Raw genomic sequence first — 18525 nt, 5'->3', positions numbered from 1 at the left:
CTTCGAACGCGTCAGGCCGGAAACCAGTTGCGCGGGGGCAGCGACTGCACGATCGGGCCGGGGACCTGGTCGTGCAGACGGCCGACGACCATGCCGCCCTCGATCTTGGCCGGCCTGTCGTGCACCGGCAGCAAATAGCGCGAATTGCTCAGCAGCTTCTTGATCGAGGCCTTCTCCGCCCGCTTGCTGGTGCCGTGGTTCCCGGTCGTCCGCGGCTCCCAGTCGTGAATCTCGTTGAATGGCGTGACGATCTGGTCGTTGAAATCGTAGATCACGTCCCCGCAGATGGTGGCGATCCCATCGGCGGTCTCGACGATGATGTTCATGGAGCCCTCGGTGTGAGCGTTGGCGGCGTCGCAATAAACGCCGGGCATCAGCTCGATCGGACCGGTGATCTCCAGATCGAGGAAACGCAGCGCGCTCTTGGTGTGCAGGCGGTCGATCAGGTGCTTGATGTCGGGCGCCGGATATTGCGGATGCATCAGGCCGGAGACCGAATATTCCAGCTCCTTGCGGTTGAGGACGACGGTCGTGTTCATCGGAAACAGATCGTCCTTGCCGGCGTGGTCGATGTGCAGATGGGTGTGGCAGACAAAGCGCACGTCGCCCATGCGCACGCCATGGCGGGCAAGCTGGTTCTCGATCATGTGCTCGTGGTACTGCAGCCCGCGCATGCCCAGCGTCTCCATGATCTGGTTGGAGCGGTAGCCCGTGTCGACCACGACCGGATATTTGCCGCCGAGGATCAAAAAGCCGAGCGTGAGGACGCGGCGGGTGCGGCCGCAGTCGCGGCCGAGAACCAGAAAGCTCGATTCCAGCTCGATATCGCCATAGTCCAGGATCTTGATCTCCAGCGCCATCCGTGTCTCTCCCTGTCTCGCTTCTTGTCTGTCAAAGCCGATAGACGCGCGCTGCGGTGGTCCGGAAGATCGCGTCCTGTTGCTCGGTCCTCAGCGGAACGGCCGCCGCGCGAAACGCGTCAACGAGCTCGCGATAGCTGGTCCACAATTTCTCGATCGGGAAATTCGATCCGAACAGGCAACGCTCGGCGCCGAAGATCGCGACCGTGTCGGTCAGCACCGCGGCGATACGCGCGGGATCGTTGCGGTGGATGAACGTGCCGAGCCCGGACAGCTTCGACACCACGTTCGGGCATGCGGCGAGGCGCGCCATTCCCGCGCGCCAGGCGGCGCGGCCTGCCGGCGAAAGATCCTCCAGCATCCCGGCGTGCTGGAGGATGAAGGTCACCTTCGGACAGGCCTCGGCCAGTTGCGCGGCATCCGGCATCTGCGGCGTGAACACCTGAAGGTCAAAGCTCCAGCCGTAGTCGGCGAGGTATCCGACGTTGCGGCGGAACAAGGGATCGAGACAGAAATCAGGCCTGGTGGCAAACCGATAAAGCGGGTTCTCGTGCCAGTGCAGCTGCATCCGCACGCCACGCACGAGCGGGTAACGCTTGAGGCGGTCGAGCTGCGGGCGGACGTCGTCGACCGCGAAATTGGCATAGGCGACGATGGCGTGGGGCCAGCCTTGCTCGTCCGCGGTCTGCTGCACCCAGGCGGCCTCGTCCTCGAAACGATCGTTGGCCCAGTTGGTCTGGACGTAGACGGAGCGATTGACGCCGGTGCCCTTGAGATCGCCGATATATTCCTGGATCGAATAGTCGCGCCGGATCGGCTCGTAGGGTCCGAAGATGCGGGGCTGCATGGGGCCGATCAGCCAGGGCAGGTCCGCCTGCCGCCAGATGTGATGATGGCCGTCGACAATCTCGGTCACGCAACTCTCCTTCGTCCCAGTGCCAGGACATGCGCGACGATCGACGCGCTCGACCCGCCGTCGACGAGATCGTCAACGAAGCGTTCGATGGCGACGAGCGCTTCGGTCTGGGGGCGAAAGCCCGGACCCGTTGCGAGCGGCGTCAACCAGCTCATGCGCCAGGCCCGCCGCGACAGTCTTGCCACGGCGTCGCGCAGCGCGTCGGGTGGGCCGCGCTCCAGCCCGTCCGAGACGACGATAACCGCCGCCCCGCGCGCATAGCCGCCGAACCGCGGCACCGCGAGAAAGGCTTGCAAGGCATCGCCGATCCGGGTGCCGCCGTCCCAGTCGCTGACGAGATGGGCGGCCGCGCTCAGCGCCTGTTCGCGCCGCTTGAGCCGCAGCGCGCGGGTGACACGGGTCAGGCGCGTGCCGAAGGTGAAGACCTCGACATTGGGCGCTGCCTGCACCAGCGCGTGGGCGAGCTTCATGTTCTCCTCGGTGCGGCTCTTCATCGAGCCGGAGACGTCGATCAGCAGCAGAATTTTTCGCGGGCGCTGCCTGCGCTTCAGGTGGCCGAGACGCAGGACCTCGCCGTCGCTGCGCACGGAATCGCGCAAGGTCCGGCGAAGATCGGCGAACGGACCGCGCCGCGCCTGCATGCGCCGGTGGCCGCGTCGCCTGGGCAGACGCCGCGGCGCTTCGCGGGTCAGGCGGCGCAGCGCATCGCCGGGAGAGAGTTGCGCAAAGCGGCGCTCGACCAGCGCCTCGGTACGGGTCGCGGTGAGGCCGGATTCGTTGGCGTCGTCGGAGAGCAGAGGCTCCTCGTCTCCGCGGCCTTCTTCCTGAAGCCGGACGGTCTCGTCGTCCTCGCCGTCGTCATCGCGCGTGACGGCCTCGCTGCCGCGGAAATGGAGGTCGAACAGCCGGTCGAAGGTCGCGCGGCGTTCGGGCGGCGGGGCGAGGGTGGCCAGCGCCGCCTGGCGGATATCGCCGAGGTCGCGCGGGCCGAGCAGCTCGATCGCAGTGAGGAACGCGGTGGTCTGTTCCGGGGCGACGGCAAAGCTGTTGACGCGCAGCAGTGCGACGAAGGAGACGAACACGCGGGCGGCCCGCGGAAGCTGCAGTTCGGGACTCATGCGGTTGCCTCCGCAAGCATCGCATCGAGCCGGGGTGAGATGAAGTGCAGGTCCTCCTCGTCCTTGAGCGCCACGCCGATCGAGCGCCTGAAGGCATCGGGCCAGCGCGCGCCGCCCTTGTGCAGCAAGGTCGCCGCCTCGGCCCAGTCGACGGCTTCAGCGATGCCCGGGGCCTTGCTGAGCGGCTCGCGTCTGAGCTTGCCGACGGCGGCAACGACGGCGCGTGCGGTTGCCTCCGCAACGCTGGAGGCGCGCAGCATCACGATGCGCGCCTCGCGCTCTTCGGTGGGATAGTCGATCCAGTGATAGACGCAGCGGCGGCGCAGGGCCTCGTGCAGGTCGCGCGTCCGGTTCGAGGTCAACACCACGACGGGACGCTCCGCCGCGCGGACCGTGCCGCGCTCGGGGATCGAGATCTGGAAGTCGGACAGGAATTCGAGCAGGAAGGCCTCGAACTCCTGATCGGCGCGGTCGATTTCGTCGATCAGCAGCACGGTGGAATCGGGCGCACGCAGTGTGGCGAGCATCGGCCGTTCGATCAGGAACGTCTCGCCATAGATGTCGATGCTCTCGTCGCCGGCCTGGCGGATCGCGAGCATCTGGCGCGGGTAGTTCCACTCGTAGAGCGCCGCGGACGAATCGATGCCCTCATAACATTGCAGCCGGATCAAACGCCGCCCCAGCACGGCGGCGATGGCCTTCGCCGCCTCGGTCTTGCCGACGCCCGGCGCGCCTTCGAGCAGCAGGGGCTTGCCGAGGGCGAGGCCGAGATAGGCTGCGGTCGCGAGCCCCTCGTCGGCGAGGTAATAGGCCGCGCGCAGCGCCTTCTCCAGCGCTTCGGGGCTGTCGATGCCGACGATGTTGCTGCGGACCGCCATTGCAAGACCTCTAGCGCCGTGCCTGCGGTCGCGCGCCGCCCTGGGATTTGATGGCGCGCAGCACTTTTTCCGGGGTGATCGGCAGATCGTCGATGCGGACGCCGACCGCGTTGAAGATCGCATTGGCGACGGCCGGTAGCACCGGATTGGCGCACATCTCGCCGGGGCCCTTGGCGCCGAACGGGCCATCCGGCGCAGGACGCTCCAGCACGGCGATGTCGTGCGGGCAGATATCGCCGGGGCCGGGCATCAGATATTCGACGAAATCGCGGGGGCCGTGAACGGGATCGGGATAGTAGGGCTCGGGCGTCTCGTAGAGCGCGTGGCTGACGCCCATCCAGGCGCCGCCGACCAGCTGCTGCTCGACCAGGCGCGGATTGAGCGCGCGGCCGAGCTCATAGGCGGAGTCCATGCGCACCATCGCGACCTCGCCGGTCTCGTCGTCCACCTCGACCTCGGCGACCAGGCAGGCATGGGCGTAGCAGGTTGCCGGCGACATCTCGCCGGTTTCCGGATCGACGTTGGAAAGAGGGACGAGGAAGATGCCGCGGCCGGAGATGGTCTTGCCCTGCTTGAACTGCGCGGCGATCGCGACGTCCTTGGTCGAGATCGAGCGGTGCGGCGCGCCCTTGACGTGGATGTTGCCGCGCCCGTCGGTATCGAGATCGGCGGCGTTGACCTCGAGCTCCTCTGCGGCGGCCTCCATCATCACGCCGCGCGCCTCGCGGGCGGCGGCCATCACGGCGTTGCCGACGCGGTGGGTGCCGCGCGAGGCGAACGAGCCCATGCAGTGCGGGCCGGTGTCGGAGTCGGCCGTGTCGACATAGACGTCCTCGACCGGCACGCCCAGCGTCTCCGCGCAGATCTGCCGTGTCACCGACTTCATGCCCTGGCCGAGGTCGATCGACGACAGCGCGACGGTGAACTTGCCGCTCGGATTGGAGTGCACCAGCGCCTGGCTGGGGTCGCCGCCGAGATTCATGCCGATGGGATAGTTGATCGACGCCATGCCGCGTCCGCGATGCCGGGTCATCTAGCGCCTCCTGGTGCCGAAGACGGAGGAGAAACGGGTCGCGCCATGCGAGGGCGCAGCGGGCCGCGGGGGAGGCGGCGCCGGTGGTGGCGGCTCGCGCGGCGGCTCGCGGGTGACCGTCGGTGGAAGCCGGTCATAGGTCGTGCGCTGCTGCGCGGCCACAGCCGGCCTTGGGTGCGAATCCGTCGGTGTCGGCGGAATCACGGCGCGGCTGCCGCCGCCGTCCTTGCGCGAGGACGCGCGCTTGAACTCGTCCCGGATCGGCCATTTGGCCTTTTCGGCCGCAACCTGAACACATTCGATCAGCGCGGTGTTCTTGGCTTCGCGCCTGTGCGCCTTCATGTCGCCGTCGCGATAGGCGTTCAGGATGCGGAACTCCATCGGGTCCATGCCGACGAGGTTTGCCAGCTTGTCCATCTGACACTCGATGGCAAAATCCATCGCGGTGACGCCGAAGCCGCGCATGGCGGTTGCAGGCGTCCGGTTGGTGAAGACGCAATAGACGTCGCCATAGACGTTCGGGATGGTGTAGGGGCCGGGCAGGTGGGCGGCGCATTTCACGGCGGCGTAGCTGGACAGCCGCGTATAGGCGCCGCTGTCGAAATAGGCGCGGATCTTACGCGCGACGATGCGGCCGTCGCGCATCACGCCATCCTTGATGTAGATGCGCTCGGCGCCGCGCGGCGGGCCGTATTGCATCTCCTCCTCGCGGCCGAACACGTAGCGCACGGGCCGCCCGGTCAGCATCGCCCCCAGGATCGCGAGCGGTTCCGTCAGCGTGTCCACCTTGCCGCCAAAGCCGCCGCCGACGGTGCCGCCGATGAAGTGGAAGGTGTTGGAGGGCACGTTCAGGATCTTGGCGCAGGTGTCGACCGAGAAGAACAGCGCCTGCGTCGAGGTGTAGACGACGTAGCGGCCGTTGGTGTCGGGCGCGGCGATCGCGCCGTTGGTCTCGGTCGGCGCGTGCTCGATCGGCGACATCTGGTAGCGCTGCTCCAGCACGTGATCGGCGGTCGCGAGCGCCGCATCGGCGTCGCCGAATCGCAAGCGCTGGTGATCGTAGACCTCATGATAGGTGAATGTGTTTTTCGGATAGGTCTCGTTGACCACGGGCGCGCCGGGCTTGAGCGCGTCCTCGACGTCGAATACCGACGGCAATACCTCGTAATCGACCTTGACCTTGGCAATCGCCTCGAACGCCTCGCGCTCGCTGTCGGCGACGATGGCGACGATCGGCTCGCCCTTGTAGCGGACCTTGTCGACCGCCAGCGACGGCTCGTCGTCCTTGCCGAAATTGATCAGGCTCAGCAGCGTGTTGAGATTGACCGGCACATCAGTGCCGCGGATGATCCGGCGCACGCCGGCCGAGCGCTCGGCCTCGGTGGTGTCGATACGGCGCAGTCTCGCATGCGCCTCGGTCGAGCGGACGACCTTCAGGTGCAGCATGCCCTGAAGTTTATGGTCGTTGAAATAGCTCGACGTGCCCGTGACGTGGCCGAGCATGTCCTGGCGCTGCGTCCCCTTGCCGATCTCTTTCAAATTATCGTCGCGCTCGTCGGCGAAGATGTCCTTGCGCAGTTCCAGCATGATGGGGATCCTCAGGCACTCGCTCGGCTGCCGGAAGCAGCGAGGATGGCGTCGATGATGGGCTCGTAGCCGGTGCAGCGGCAGATATTGCCGGAGATCGCCTCGACGACCTCGGCGCGGCTCGGGGCGGGGTTGCGGTCGAGCAGGGCCTTTGCGGCCATCAGCATGCCCGGCGTGCAATAGCCGCATTGGGCGGCAAAATGGTCGGCGAAGGCGCGCTGGAGCGGATGCAAGTTCGGGCCCTGCTTCATGCCGTCGAGCGTCTCGACCGCGCGGCCCGCGACGGTCTCGGCCAGCGTCAGGCACGAGAGGTGCAATTCGCCGTCGATCAGCACGCTGCAGGTGCCGCAGCCGCCCTGGCCGCAGCCGAATTTGGGCGTCATGTCGCCGATCAGCTCGCGCAGCGCCACCAGCAGATTGGTACCGCCGTCCACGAAGATCGCGACGTCGCGGCCGTTGTGACGAAATTGCAGGGGTATTTTGGACATGACGATCTATTCCCTGTCTATTCCTGGCCGGACAGCAGACGCCGCAGATGGACGCCGACGATCTCGCGGCGATACCAGGCGCTGCCGAGCGCGTTGTCGGATGGCGATGTTCCTTCGGTCGCGGCCGATGCGGCGGCCGCGATGCTCGCGGCATCGAGCGAGCGACCCTCGAGCGCACGCTCGGCGGCGCGCGCACGGATCTGCGTCGGCGCCATCGAGCCCAGCGCGATGCGGGCGCCCGCGATCCGGCCGCCGCTGACCGGCAGATGCGCGGCAAGGGTGATGACCGAGCCGCCCTTCGGCTTGATGCGCGCGATCTTGCGATAGCGGAAGGCCTCGCTGCTGGCCGGCCGGGTGCAGGACACCGACAGCACCAGCGTCCCGGCCTGGCGGTCGCGCGCCTGCAGGAATTCTTCGATCGGGACGTCGCGCGCGCCAAAGCCGCCCTGCACGGCGACGGTGGCGTCAAGCGCGAGCAGCGCGACGGTGAAATCGCCATAGGGATTGGGGGCAAAGAGATTGCCGCCAACGGTACCCATGTTGCGCACGGCGGGACCGCCGATCGAGCGGGCAGGGGCATGCAGGAAGGCGAGGTCCCGTTCGGCGAGGATTCGCGCGAAGGTGACGCCGGCCCCGAGCGTCACGCGTGGGCCGGGTGCATCGATCCGGGTCAGCGCCTGGTCGTGGGCGCGAACGACGGTCGAGATCGTCACGTCGCCCTCGTTCAGCGCGCGCATCACCAGCGTGCCGCCGCCGAGATAGCGCGCGCTGCGGTCCGAGGACAGCGCCCCGGCAGCCTCGCTGGCGCTGGTGAACGTCTTCACTGTCACGGCCATGATGATGCGGCCTCCTTCAGATGCCGGCGGATCGCCTCGAACCCGGCCTGATAAATGTCTTCGGCGACCATGTGGGTGATGCGATCCTTGTCTTCCGGCCTGGTCGTGAAGCGTGACTCCCAGTGCCAGAAGGTACGGTCGCCGTCGGTGACCGGCAGCAGCCGGACATGGGCGACGTAGTTGAACATCGGCACCGGCGTATCGAGCAGGCAGTAGCTGAAGGACTGCTCCAGGTCGGACAGCGCCAGAAGCTGCTCCCGCAGCTCGGAGCCGTCCTTCAGCTTGAAGCGCCTGACACAGCCGATCTTGTCGGAGGGCTGCGCACGCTCGATCGTGGAGGTCGCAACCGCCGGGTGCCAGCGGTCGTGCCCGTTGAAATCGCGCAGCACGGACCACGCTGCATCGGTCGGCGCGTCCAAAATCGTGCTTTTGACGATATGCGGCACGGGTGTCAGCCTCCGAACACGCGCTTCAGCGCGTCAAACCCGCCCTGGAACACGCCGCCGCCGATATTGTTGACGAGCTCCGTCTCGCGCTCCGGCGCGCAGTCGAACTCGGCGGTCCATTCCATGAACGTCTGGTCGCCGTCGGTGACGGGCGTGAGCCGCAGGGTGGCGACGTAGTTCTCCACGCCCATTGGCGATTCCAGGATCGAATAGGTGCAGAACATGTCGTAGTCGGAGAGGCCGAGCAGCTTCTCGCGGATGCGGTCGCCGTTGCGCAGGCGAAAATCCCTGACGCAGCCGATCTTGTCCGAGGGCTCGCCGCCCTCGATCCGGCTCTCCGCGATCGCCGGGTGCCAATTCGGCAGGCCGTTGAAATCGCGCACCCGCGCCCAGACGCGGTCGTTGCGGGCATTGACGACGGTGGAGACGTAGACGCGGGCCATGAACGCGATCCTCAGCTCTTCTTCCGCGGCCCGCGCTCGGCCGGCGGTTCGCCGCCGCCCTCAGTCGCAGGCGGGGAGGCGGCTGGCTTGTCGCCGCCGCCCTTGCGCGCGGACTCCTTGATGCCCTGCATGTCGCGGGCTTCGCGGATCAGGCCCGGCATCTTGGCGAGGCTGCCGCCCTCGACGCCGATGTCGGCGAGGATCGAATCGATCAGCGGCGCCTGGACGCGGTAGCGCAGCGCCGAGTCGATCACCTCGTCGGTGGCGCTGCGGCCGCCATTGCCGCCATGGCCATTGCCGTTGAGCCCGTCGACCTGGAGGATGCGGATGCCCTCGATCTTCTCCATCGGCTTGACGCTCTCGCGCACGATGCCTTCGATGCGGTCGAGCAGCTTGCGGCGGAACAGCGAGTAGCGCGCCTGATCCGTGAGGACGTTCTCGGCCTCGTTGAGCATCCGCTGCGCTTCGGCCTCGACGGTGGCGCGGACACGCTCGGCGTCGGCCGCGATCCGGGTTTCCTCGGCCTGCTTCTCGGCGAGCAGCACCTCGACCGTCTTGCGTCGCCTTGCGATCTCGCTCTCGCGCGCGGTGATGACGCGCTCGGTGGCTTCCGTCGCATGGATGCGGGCTTCCTCCGCAGCAGCACGCGCTGCGGACTCTTCCAGCGACTTCTGATGAATCGCGATGGCCTTCTCCATCAGCACCGTCTCGACGTCCTTTTCGCGGTTGACCTCGAGCTTGCGCAGCTCGCGCTCGCGGCCGATGCGCGCCTCATCGAGGCCGCGGTCGGACGCGATCCGCGCGCGCTCCACCTCTTCGCGCGCGGCAATCTCGGCTTCCTGCAGCGACTGGACGCGGGCGACCTCGAGCTGCTCGATGGCGCGGCGGCGCTCGATCCGCGCCGCTTCCAGCGCCTGCTCGCGCGACACGTCGGTGGTCTCGACGTCCTTGCGCGCGACGATCTCGGCCTGCTTGACCTGGCGGTCGGCGTCGATCCGTTCCGATCGCTTGGTGGAGAGCGCGATGACGCGGTCCTCGTCCGCGATCTCGATCGCCTTCTTCTGCTCGATATTGAGCACCTCGCGCTTCTTGGACGAGTTGATTCGTTCGGCCTCGAGCGCAAGATCGACGCCGATGCGCTGGCGTTCGATCGCGTCGCGCCGCTTCAGCTCGGCCGCCTCCAGAACGCCGGTGCGCTCGATTTCGAGCGTGCGGGTTTCGCGCTCGGCCTGGATGCGCTCGGCCGCAACGGTCTTCTCCTGCGCGATCCTGGCGGCCTCGATCGCTTCGCGCGAGGCGATGTCGGCTTCCTCGACGGCGCGGTTGCGGGCGATTTCCAGCGAGCGCACCCGCTCCTCCTGGGCGATGCGGGAGGCTTCGGTCGCCTCGCGCGCGGCAATTCCCGCGACATCGAGCGTCTGGTTGCGCTCGATCTCGAGCTGCCGCGTGTTCTGCTCGGCGGCGATGCGCTCGGCGGCCAGCGTCCGTTCGCGGGCGATACGGGCGGCCTCTACCGCGCGCTGCGCCTCGATCTCGGCCTCCTGGATGGTGCGGACCTGCTGGATTTCCAGGGCGCGGGTCCGCTCGTCCGAGGAGATGCGCTCGACATTGACCGTCATGGTCTGGGCGATGCGCGCCTTCTCGGTGGCTTCGCGTGCGGCGATCTCGGCCTCGTCGACGGCGCGGGTGCGCTCGATCTCGCGGCGCCGCGTCTCCTCCTCGTTGGCGATGCGGGCATCGGTGACGACGCGGTCCTGCTGGATGCGGGCCTTCTCGATCGATTCGCGTGCGGCGATCTCGGCCTCCTCGACGGTGCGCATGCGCTCGATCTCGCGCTGGCGCACGTCGCGCTCCGAGGCAATGCGGGTGGTGTCGATCGAGCGCTGATTGGCGATCCGGGTCTTCTCGATTTCCTCGCGCGCCAGCAGCTCCTTTTCCTCGATGGTGCGGGTTCGCTCGATCTCCTTCTGGCGGGTCTCGCGCTCCGAGGCGATGCGGGCCTCGGCAATGGCCTGGTCATTGGCGATCCGCGCGCGCTCGATGGTCTCGCGCGCGGAGATCTGGGCCTGTTCGGCCTCGGTCTCGCGCAGTGCGCGTTCGCGGGCGACTTCGGTGCGCTGGAGCGCGCGGCGCATCTCGATGTCGCGTTCCTGCTCCAGCCGCGCCGTCTCGCTCTCGCGCTCGATCTCCAGCGCCTGCCGCTCGGCCTCGAGATTGCGGGAGCGGATCTTGATCATCGAGTCCTGCTCGATGTCGTTGCGCAGCTTGCGCTTGGCCTCGATGTCCTCCATCAGGCGGGTCAGACCTTCGGCGTCGAACCGGTTCGACGGGTTGAAGAATTCGAGATCGGTCTGGTCGAGATCGGTGATCGCGACGGACTCGAGCTCGAGTCCGTTCTGGGCAAGTGCCTCCGCCGCATTGGTCTTGACGCGCACGACATAGTCGCCGCGCCGCTCGTGCATCTCCTCCAGGGTCATTTCGGACGCGACCGAGCGGATTGCGGAAATGAACTTGCCGGCCAGAAGCGCGTGGAGCCGTTCGGGCTCCATGGTGCGGCGGCCGAGTGTGGCGGCCGCGATCGAGACCGCCTCCTTGGTGGCCTGGACCCGGACGTAGAAGTCGGCCTCGATATCCACGCGCATGCGGTCGCGGGTGATCACGGCGTCCTGGCGGGAGCGGACGATGCCCATCGGCAGCACGTTCATGTTGACCGGCGTGTAGTCGTGGATGAACGGCAGCACAAAGGCGCCGCCGTTGATCACCACGCGCTCGCCGAGGAAGCCGGTCCGGACGAACGACGTCTCCTTGGAGGAGCGATGGTAGAGCCAGTTCACGATGTAGACGGCCACGACGATCACGATGATCGCGACGATCAGCCAGAGGATCAACTCGCCGACCAATATCCCTGACATCTTGTCCTCCCTCGAACCTTAAAGGCGTTATCGCGCGCCGATCGCCTTGAATTGACGCACCTGTTCCGTCAGGGCCCGCTCCACGGGCAGTCGCTCCATCGAGGACGCGCCGTAGAAGCCGTGACAGTTGCGGGTGTTCTTCATGATGAAATCGGCGTCGGCGGGATCGGCGATCGGCCCGCCATGCGCGAGCACCAGAATCTCCGGATTGACGCTGAGCGCGGCCGAGGCCCAGGTGTCGATGCGCGCCGGGCAGTCCTGCAATTTCGGCGCGGTCTGCGCCCCGATCGTGCCGCCGGTGGTGAGCCCGAGATGGCAGACGATGATGTCGGCCCCGGCGATCGCCATCGCGGCGGCTTCCTTCTCGCTGAAGACGTAGGGCGTGGTCAGCAGGTCCTTCTCGCGCGCCTTCGCGATCATGTCGATCTCGAGCGCGTAGGACATCCCGGTCTCTTCGAGATTGGCGCGGAACACGCCGTCGATCAGGCCGACGGTCGGGAAGTTCTGCACGCCGGCAAAGCCGAGCGCCTTCAACTGGTCGAGGAACACGTCCATGTCGCGGAACGGATCGGTGCCGTTGACGCCGGCGAGCACCGGCGTCTTGCTGACGACGGGCAGCACTTCGCCGGCCATCTCCAGCACGATGGCGTTGGCATCGCCGTACGGCATGAGCCCCGCGAGCGAGCCGCGGCCAGCCATGCGGTAGCGGCCGGAATTGTAGATGACGATGAGATCGACACCGCCGGCCTCCTCGCATTTGGCCGAAAGCCCCGTGCCGGCGCCGCCGCCGACGATCGGCTCACCCCGCTTGGCCATGCCGCGAAATCGCCTCAGGAGTGCTGCGCGCTCAAACCTGGCCATCGGTCACCTCGCTAGTCTCCGGCGCGCCCCGGTGCGGCCGAACAGCGTTCGGAACGCAGCTGCGATGGTCGAGGCGAACTCGGGATCGTTGATGTTCCTGGGGACGCGAATGAGCTGACGGTTGCCGGTCTGCCGCACCGTACGCTCCAGCATGCGGAACAGCGCGGCGTCGGCGTCCGGATCCCAGAACGGCTGACCACGGGCATCGAGCGCGGAGACGCCGCCCTCGGGCAGGAAGAAGCGCACGGGCCCGTCCATCTGGTTCAGCTTTTCGCCGATCCAGCGGCCGAGGCGCTCGTTCTCTTCGGCCGTGGTCCGCATCAAGGTCACCTGCGGATTGTGGACGTGGAACTTGCGGCCCCGGTAACGCTCCGGGATGGTGTCGGGCGCGCCGAAATTGACCATGTCGAGTGCGCCGACCGAGCCGACATAGGGCGCGCGCGTGCGGATGATCGCACCGAAACGATCCTCGGTCGCGGGAAACACGCCACCCATCAGGAGGTCGCAGACTTCGGTCGTGGTCAGGTCTATGACGCCGGCGAGCTGGCCGGTCTCGACCAGCTTCTCCATCGAGCGGCCGCCGACGCCGGTGGCGTGGAAGACGAGGCACTCGAAATCCTCGCGCAGATCGGCGACGATTCTCTGCACGGCCGGCGTCGTCACACCGAACATGGTGATGCCGATCGACGGCAGGCTGGCGGCGGCCGCGCGCTCCCTGGCTTCGCGCTGATCGAGGCGCGCCTTCACCATGCCGGCGATGGCATTCGCACCGTTCGAGAGCACCGCGCGCGAGATCGCGTTGAGCCCCTGCACGTCGGTGACCGAATACATCATGGTGATGTCGGCGGGCCCGACATAGGGCCCGACATCGCCGGAGGCGACGGAGGAGATGATCAGCTTCGGCACGCCGACGGGCAGGGTACGCACGCCCGGCGCAACGAGCGATGCCGCACCCGAGCCCCCGGCCGTGATCACGCCGGCGATATTGCCTTGCCGCCGCAGCCAGTTGGCGAACGCATCCGCCATCGCGGTCACGGCGGCGCCGCGGTCCGGGCCGAACACGGCCGAGCCGCCGCGTCCGTGGTTCAGCGCGATCTCCTGTGCGGAGACATCGCAGCTCGCATGCCTGCCGCTGGTGGAGACGTCGACCAGGCGTGTGCGCAGGCCGCTTCCCGTGATGATGTCGCGGATGAAGCGCAGCTCGGCGCCCTTGGTGTCGAGCGTGCCGACGACCAGCACCACCGGAGGTCCGGATGTCTGCGCCGTCGCCGGCTCGCGCTTGCGCCGTGCGGTCTCGTCGAGACGCGCAACCTGCGTCGAGAGCGTGCGTGCGGCGGCTTCGATCCGTGCGATCGGGATCGGCTGGGACCAGCGCGTCGGCAAGATGGGGTTGGAGATGTAAATCCGGATCGGCCCGCTCGGGCGCGACGGCTGCGGGGCCGGCTTCGGCTCACTGCCGGCAGCGGGCGCGTCGGTATCGGGCTCGAGCGTCGCATGCAGTCCGACACCGAGCAGGCGCTGCTGGAGCTCGCGATCGGCGGCAAGCCGCGCCGAATCGATGATGCGGTTGATGCGGCCGTTGACCATGATCGCGACATTGCGCGAGACCGCGGTGGCGACGCCGATGTTCTGCTCGATCACGAGCACGGCCATGTCGCCGTCCTCGCCGAGCCGCAGCAGCATTTCCTCGACCTGCGCCACGATGACGGGCGCAAGCCCCTCGGTCGGCTCGTCCATGATCAAGAGATGCGGATTGGTGAGCAGCGCGCGCGAGATCGCGAGCATCTGCTGCTCGCCGCCGGACAGCTGGCCGCCGCCATGGTCCTTGCGCTCGGCGAGGCGCGGGAAGGTGTCGTAGATGCGCTCGACTGTCCAGGCTCCGGATCGCATACTGCCGGCGAGCCGCAGATGCTCGTCGACGCTGAGCGAGCGCCAGAGACGGCGGCCCTGCGGCACATAGCCGACGCCGAGGCGGGCGATGTGAGCCGGCGAGCGCCGCGTGATGTCCTCGCCGCGGATGCGGATCGATCCGCCGCTCACCGGGACCAGTCCCATGATCGCCTTGCACAGCGTGGTCTTGCCCATGCCGTTGCGGCCGACGACGGAGAACACGCCGCTCTCCAGCGCGAGGTCGACGCCTTGCAGCGCGTGCGAGTGGCCGTAGTAGACGTCGAGGCCGCGGACCTCGAGCGCGGCGGCTGTGCGGCGGACCTCATTCATGGCCGCCTCCGAGGTAAAGCTCCTGCACCTCGGGATCGGACTCGATCTCCTGCGGCAGGCCTTCCTTGAAGACGTGGCCGTTGTGCATCATCGTGACGCTCTCGACGACGCGCAGGGCGACGTCCATGTCGTGCTCGATGATGATGTAGCCGATATGGGCGGGCAGCGAGGTCAGGATCTCGATCAGCTCCTGCCGTTCGGTCGGGGACAGGCCCGCGGCCGGTTCGTCGAACAGCACGAAGCGCGGGGCGCCGGCGAGCGCGAGCGCGATCTCGAGCTGGCGCTGCTGGCCATGCGCGAGCTCGGCGACGCGCTGGTCCTTCACCGCGGTCAGGTGCACGGCCTGCACCAGGTTGTCGGCTGCGTGCATCAGGGCGTCGTTCTGTCCCGGGCGCAGGAACGAGAAACGTCCGCGCGAGATGCCGCGGCAGGCGAGATAGACGTTGTCCTGCACGGTGAGGCCGGGGAACAGCGCCGAGATCTGGTAGGTCCGGCGCAGCCCGCGGCGGATGCGTTCATAGGGCGGGAAGTGGGTGACGTCCTCGCCGAAGAAGCGGATGGTGCCCGAGGAGGGCGGAAAGTCGCCGGTGATGCAGTTGAACAGCGTGGTCTTGCCGGCGCCGTTCGAGCCGAGCACGGCGCGCCGCTCGCCGGGACGCACGGTAATGGTGACGTCGGTCAGCGCCGCCAGCGCGCCGAACAGGCGCGTCACGCCGCGCAGCTCGAGCGCGGCGCCGGCGCCGACGGCGGAGAGGCGTTGGGCGACGCTATCCATGGCCGCTTGCTCCGCCCGAACGGCTCGTCGTGGGGCGCTGGCTCTGGCGCCAGCGCTGCCACAGGCCGATCACGCCGTCCGAGGACCAGAATACGATGGCGAGGAAGCCGAGCCCGATCAGCAGCCGGAAACGGTTGCCGTCGAGCCCGAACTTGATCAGGACATCGAGCGCGAAGGTGCGCAGCAGCACGAAGATCAGCGCGCCGATGAAGGGACCGATCGGGCGCGTGATGCCGCCGACCACGGCGATGATCAGCACGTCGATGCAGGCGCCGACGCTGACCGAACCCGGCGAGATCTGGCGGTAGTTCCAGACCTGGAGCACGCCGGCGAGCGCCGCGACGAAGGACGCGAAGGCGTAAGCCGCGATGCGGTGCGCATTGACGTTGAAGCCGAGCGCGGCCATGCGGCGCGGATTGTCGCGCACGCCTTGCAGCGCCAGGCCGAACGGTGCGCGGGAGATGTAGTCGACGGCGAAGTAGCACAGCGCGGCAACCGCGAGCACGATATAGTAGAAGGGAATGTCGGCGCGCCAGTTGACGCCCCAGAAATGCGGCGTCGCGACGGTGTTGATGCCGGTGTGGCCGTTGAAGATCGCCCAGTTCTGGTTGGTGAAATAGTAGAAGGCCGCGCCGATCGCGAGCGTGATCATGATGGTGTAGATGCCTTCGGTGCGGACGGCCAGCGCGCCGCCGAGCGTGCCGAAGACGGTCGCGAGCGCGAGCGCCATCGGGACCGCGAGCCACCACGGCCAGCCGAGGCTGATATTGGTGTTGGCGCTGACGCCGAACACGGCGACCATGTAGGCCGCAAAGCCGGCGATGGTGAGCTGCATCAGGCTGACCATGCCGCCGTAGCCGGCCAGGAACATCAGGCTCAGCGCCATGGTGCCGAGGATCAGAGTGGTGGCGAATATCTCGATCAGGAAGAAGCCGTTGGCGATCAGCGGCATGATCAGGAGGAGGACCGCGACGATCCAGGCGGCGGGATTGTCGATCTCCGGCCATGCCCGTCCGGAACGCTGTGCCACGGCGGCGGGGTGGACGGTAACGCGGGCATCGTGGGCGAGGGACATGTCAGCGCCTCGCCAGGAGGCCCTGCGGCCGGATTGCCAGCACCAGCACCATGATCAGGAAGGTCACGACGATGGCGTAGGTCGGGATGTAGACCGAGCCGAGCTGCTCGGCGAGGCCGATGATGAGCGCACCGAGCGCCGCACCGGGGATCGATCCCATGCCGCCGACGATCACCACCACCAGCGAGGCCAGCAGGAAACGAATGTCCTCGCCGGGGGACAGCGACTGGAAGGTGCCGCCGACGACGCCAGCGATGCCGGCGAGCCCGGCGCCGAACGCGAACACCAGCACGAAGACGAGCTGGATGCGCACGCCGGTGGCGGCCAGCATGTCGCGATCGTCGACGCCGGCGCGGATGATCATGCCGATCCGGGTGCGGTTGAGCGCGAGCCACATGCCGACGCCGATCACGACGGACGCCGCGAAGATCACCAACCGCACCACCGGATATCGGAGGTAGACCGGCTCGCCCGAGGATTTCACCGCCGTGATCAGCGGCAGGTCCACGGGCCCGATTAGCCAGCTCGGGGTCTGGATCTGGTAGAAGTCGCCGCCGCAGGCCCAGAGCATCAGGTCGGCGAACACGATCGAGAGCCCGATCGTCACCATGGTCTGCCTGAGGTCCTGGCCTTCCATGCGACGGAACACGATCACCTGAAGCAGCACGCCGACCAGCGCGGTCAGGACGAAGGCAACGATGAAGCTGAGGAGCCAGGAGCCGGTGGCTGTGCTGATGGCGTAGCCGACATAGCCGCCGAACAGATAGAGAGAGCCGTGCGCCAGGTTGACGTTGCGCATCAGGCCGAAGATCAGCGTGAAGCCGCTTGCGACGAGGAAGTAGAGCCCGCCGAGCGTGATGCCGTTGAAGACGGCGTTGAGGAAGACGCGCTTGCGGCCGATCGCCTCTTCGAGGCCCGGCGGCCAGACCGCGAAGATCAGCCAGAGCGCGATGGCGATCGCGATGATCGAGATCAGCGCCCAGGCGGGATGGCGTTCGATGAAACGGCTCATGTGCGCCGCCCGCTTTTCCAGGCGGCGCGCCGAAGCTCCACCGAATGCAGGTCAGACAGCCTTGCAGCGGCTGCTCGCCTCGCCATGAACGTGCGCTCCCGTCGTCGCGACCATCTGGGGTCGCGTTGCGCTCATCCTAGCCGGGCTTTAAGTGCGACATTTGATCGTGAGTATCTTTTCGCGCGGCGGTCAGGCGCGCAAGACCTTGGCGGCGCGACGATAGTCGGTCGGAGCCATCCCCACATTGGCGGCGAAGAAGCGGGTGAAGCCGCTCTGCGAGGAGAAGCCGAGATCGAAGCCGATATCGGCGATCGGTGCCTCGCTGGCGACCAGCGCTTCGAGCGCCTGTTCCATGATCAGCGTGTTGAGATAGAGGTTCGGCGTGACGCCGGTCTGGACGCGGAACAGCCGGTAGAAATGCGGTCGCGACAGGCCGGACTCGCGCGCGATGGTGTCGAGCTCCATCTCCGCCCCCGGACTCTCGGACATCAGCTTGATGCATTTGCGCACGCGGAAGTCGGTTACGGCGCCGCTCGCCCGCGCATCGCGTACGGTCTCCGCCTGTTGCCAGCTTTCATCGTAGCAAATGTCGATCAGCCGCCGGAGCTCGGAATCGAGGCTGGAGAGCGATGGTGCGCCGCACACCAAGGCGGCTGTTCGCCGGATGTGCTTGTCGAGCGCGACAGTGCGCTTGAACTGCGTGCGGCCGAAGCGCAGCCGGTCGGTGCCCGATGCATCGGGCGCAAACCATTCGGGATTGACATAGAGCACGAAGAAGATCGCGCCGCCGTCGAGGTCGGTCGGCAGAAAATTGTGCGGCTCCCAGGGATTGACGGCAACGACCGAGGTTTCGTTGAGATCGTAGTGGCCGGCGGAGACATCGATGTATGCGGGCATGCCGCCGACATGGAAGATCAGATGACCTTCACGATGCGCGTGGATATTGAAAGGGCGGTTCAACTGATAAACCGTCGCCCGACCGAACCGGCCGTGGAAGACGGCGAGCGCACGGCTCATGCCTTCCCTCCCGAATGTTCTTGTCTTTTCAGCCAGCGTTCAACAACG

The 18525-nt window shown here is 67.3% G+C and carries 17 protein-coding genes; all 17 read right to left on the bottom strand.

The window, feature by feature from the left end; all coding sequences use genetic code 11:
- Positions 1 to 11 precede the first annotated feature (11 nt).
- Positions 12 to 860, bottom strand: a complete 849-nt coding sequence (locus tag EI171_RS31140; RefSeq protein ID WP_011086154.1) for an MBL fold metallo-hydrolase — start codon at positions 858 to 860, stop codon at positions 12 to 14.
- A gap of 31 nt (positions 861 to 891) precedes the next feature.
- A complete protein-coding gene (locus EI171_RS31135; RefSeq protein ID WP_161535585.1) occupies positions 892 to 1776 on the bottom strand; it encodes an amidohydrolase in 885 nt (294 codons plus the stop codon).
- The gene (locus EI171_RS31130; protein ID WP_161535584.1) at positions 1773 to 2894 is read right to left on the bottom strand and encodes a VWA domain-containing protein; all 1122 of its coding nucleotides are present in this window, start codon (positions 2892 to 2894) and stop codon (positions 1773 to 1775) included. The genes EI171_RS31135 and EI171_RS31130 overlap by 4 nt, the downstream gene beginning before the upstream one ends.
- Complete coding sequence (locus tag EI171_RS31125; protein ID WP_011086157.1) at positions 2891 to 3772, bottom strand: MoxR family ATPase; 882 nt, start codon at positions 3770 to 3772, stop codon at positions 2891 to 2893. The genes EI171_RS31130 and EI171_RS31125 overlap by 4 nt, the downstream gene beginning before the upstream one ends.
- Before the next feature lie 10 nt (positions 3773 to 3782).
- Positions 3783 to 4805 carry a xanthine dehydrogenase family protein molybdopterin-binding subunit gene (locus EI171_RS31120; protein WP_161535583.1) on the bottom strand — a complete coding sequence of 341 codons (1023 nt, stop codon included), beginning with the start codon at positions 4803 to 4805 and terminating at the stop codon, positions 3783 to 3785.
- Positions 4806 to 6392 (bottom strand): xanthine dehydrogenase family protein molybdopterin-binding subunit, encoded by a 1587-nt coding sequence (locus tag EI171_RS31115; RefSeq protein ID WP_161535582.1) that lies wholly within the window; start codon positions 6390 to 6392, stop codon positions 4806 to 4808.
- A gap of 11 nt (positions 6393 to 6403) precedes the next feature.
- On the bottom strand, positions 6404 to 6880 hold the full coding sequence (locus EI171_RS31110; RefSeq protein WP_027548905.1) for a (2Fe-2S)-binding protein: 477 nt from the start codon (positions 6878 to 6880) through the stop codon (positions 6404 to 6406).
- Between the two features lie 17 nt (positions 6881 to 6897).
- A complete protein-coding gene (locus tag EI171_RS31105) occupies positions 6898 to 7716 on the bottom strand; it encodes a xanthine dehydrogenase family protein subunit M (protein WP_161535581.1) in 819 nt (272 codons plus the stop codon).
- Positions 7707 to 8162, bottom strand: coding sequence for an SRPBCC family protein (locus EI171_RS31100; protein WP_028172034.1), 456 nt, complete (start codon positions 8160 to 8162; stop codon positions 7707 to 7709). Before EI171_RS31100 ends, EI171_RS31105 begins: the two co-directional genes overlap by 10 nt.
- Before the next feature lie 5 nt (positions 8163 to 8167).
- On the bottom strand, positions 8168 to 8605 hold the full coding sequence (locus EI171_RS31095; protein ID WP_011086163.1) for an SRPBCC family protein: 438 nt from the start codon (positions 8603 to 8605) through the stop codon (positions 8168 to 8170).
- An 11-nt stretch (positions 8606 to 8616) separates the two neighbouring features.
- A complete protein-coding gene (locus tag EI171_RS31090; RefSeq protein ID WP_161535580.1) occupies positions 8617 to 11517 on the bottom strand; it encodes a flotillin family protein in 2901 nt (966 codons plus the stop codon).
- A gap of 27 nt (positions 11518 to 11544) precedes the next feature.
- Positions 11545 to 12378, bottom strand: coding sequence for a phosphoenolpyruvate hydrolase family protein (locus EI171_RS31085; RefSeq protein WP_161535579.1), 834 nt, complete (start codon positions 12376 to 12378; stop codon positions 11545 to 11547).
- A 3-nt stretch (positions 12379 to 12381) separates the two neighbouring features.
- Positions 12382 to 14598, bottom strand: a complete 2217-nt coding sequence (locus tag EI171_RS31080) for an ABC transporter permease (RefSeq protein ID WP_161535578.1) — start codon at positions 14596 to 14598, stop codon at positions 12382 to 12384.
- Positions 14591 to 15373, bottom strand: coding sequence for an ABC transporter ATP-binding protein (locus EI171_RS31075; RefSeq protein WP_161535577.1), 783 nt, complete (start codon positions 15371 to 15373; stop codon positions 14591 to 14593). The genes EI171_RS31080 and EI171_RS31075 overlap by 8 nt, the downstream gene beginning before the upstream one ends.
- Complete coding sequence (locus tag EI171_RS31070) at positions 15366 to 16448, bottom strand: branched-chain amino acid ABC transporter permease (protein ID WP_161535576.1); 1083 nt, start codon at positions 16446 to 16448, stop codon at positions 15366 to 15368. The genes EI171_RS31075 and EI171_RS31070 overlap by 8 nt, the downstream gene beginning before the upstream one ends.
- A gap of 1 nt (position 16449) precedes the next feature.
- Positions 16450 to 17460 (bottom strand): branched-chain amino acid ABC transporter permease, encoded by a 1011-nt coding sequence (locus tag EI171_RS31065; RefSeq protein ID WP_011086169.1) that lies wholly within the window; start codon positions 17458 to 17460, stop codon positions 16450 to 16452.
- A gap of 189 nt (positions 17461 to 17649) precedes the next feature.
- Positions 17650 to 18477: an AraC family transcriptional regulator gene (locus EI171_RS31060; RefSeq protein WP_161535575.1), complete on the bottom strand. Its 828-nt coding sequence runs from the start codon at positions 18475 to 18477 to the stop codon at positions 17650 to 17652.
- Between the last annotated feature and the right edge of the window lie 48 nt (positions 18478 to 18525).

The sequence above is a fragment of the Bradyrhizobium sp. LCT2 genome (assembly GCF_009931255.1).
Classification (GTDB): Bacteria; Pseudomonadota; Alphaproteobacteria; order Rhizobiales; family Xanthobacteraceae; genus Bradyrhizobium; species Bradyrhizobium diazoefficiens.
This window is presented reverse-complemented; position numbering and strand designations above follow the sequence as displayed.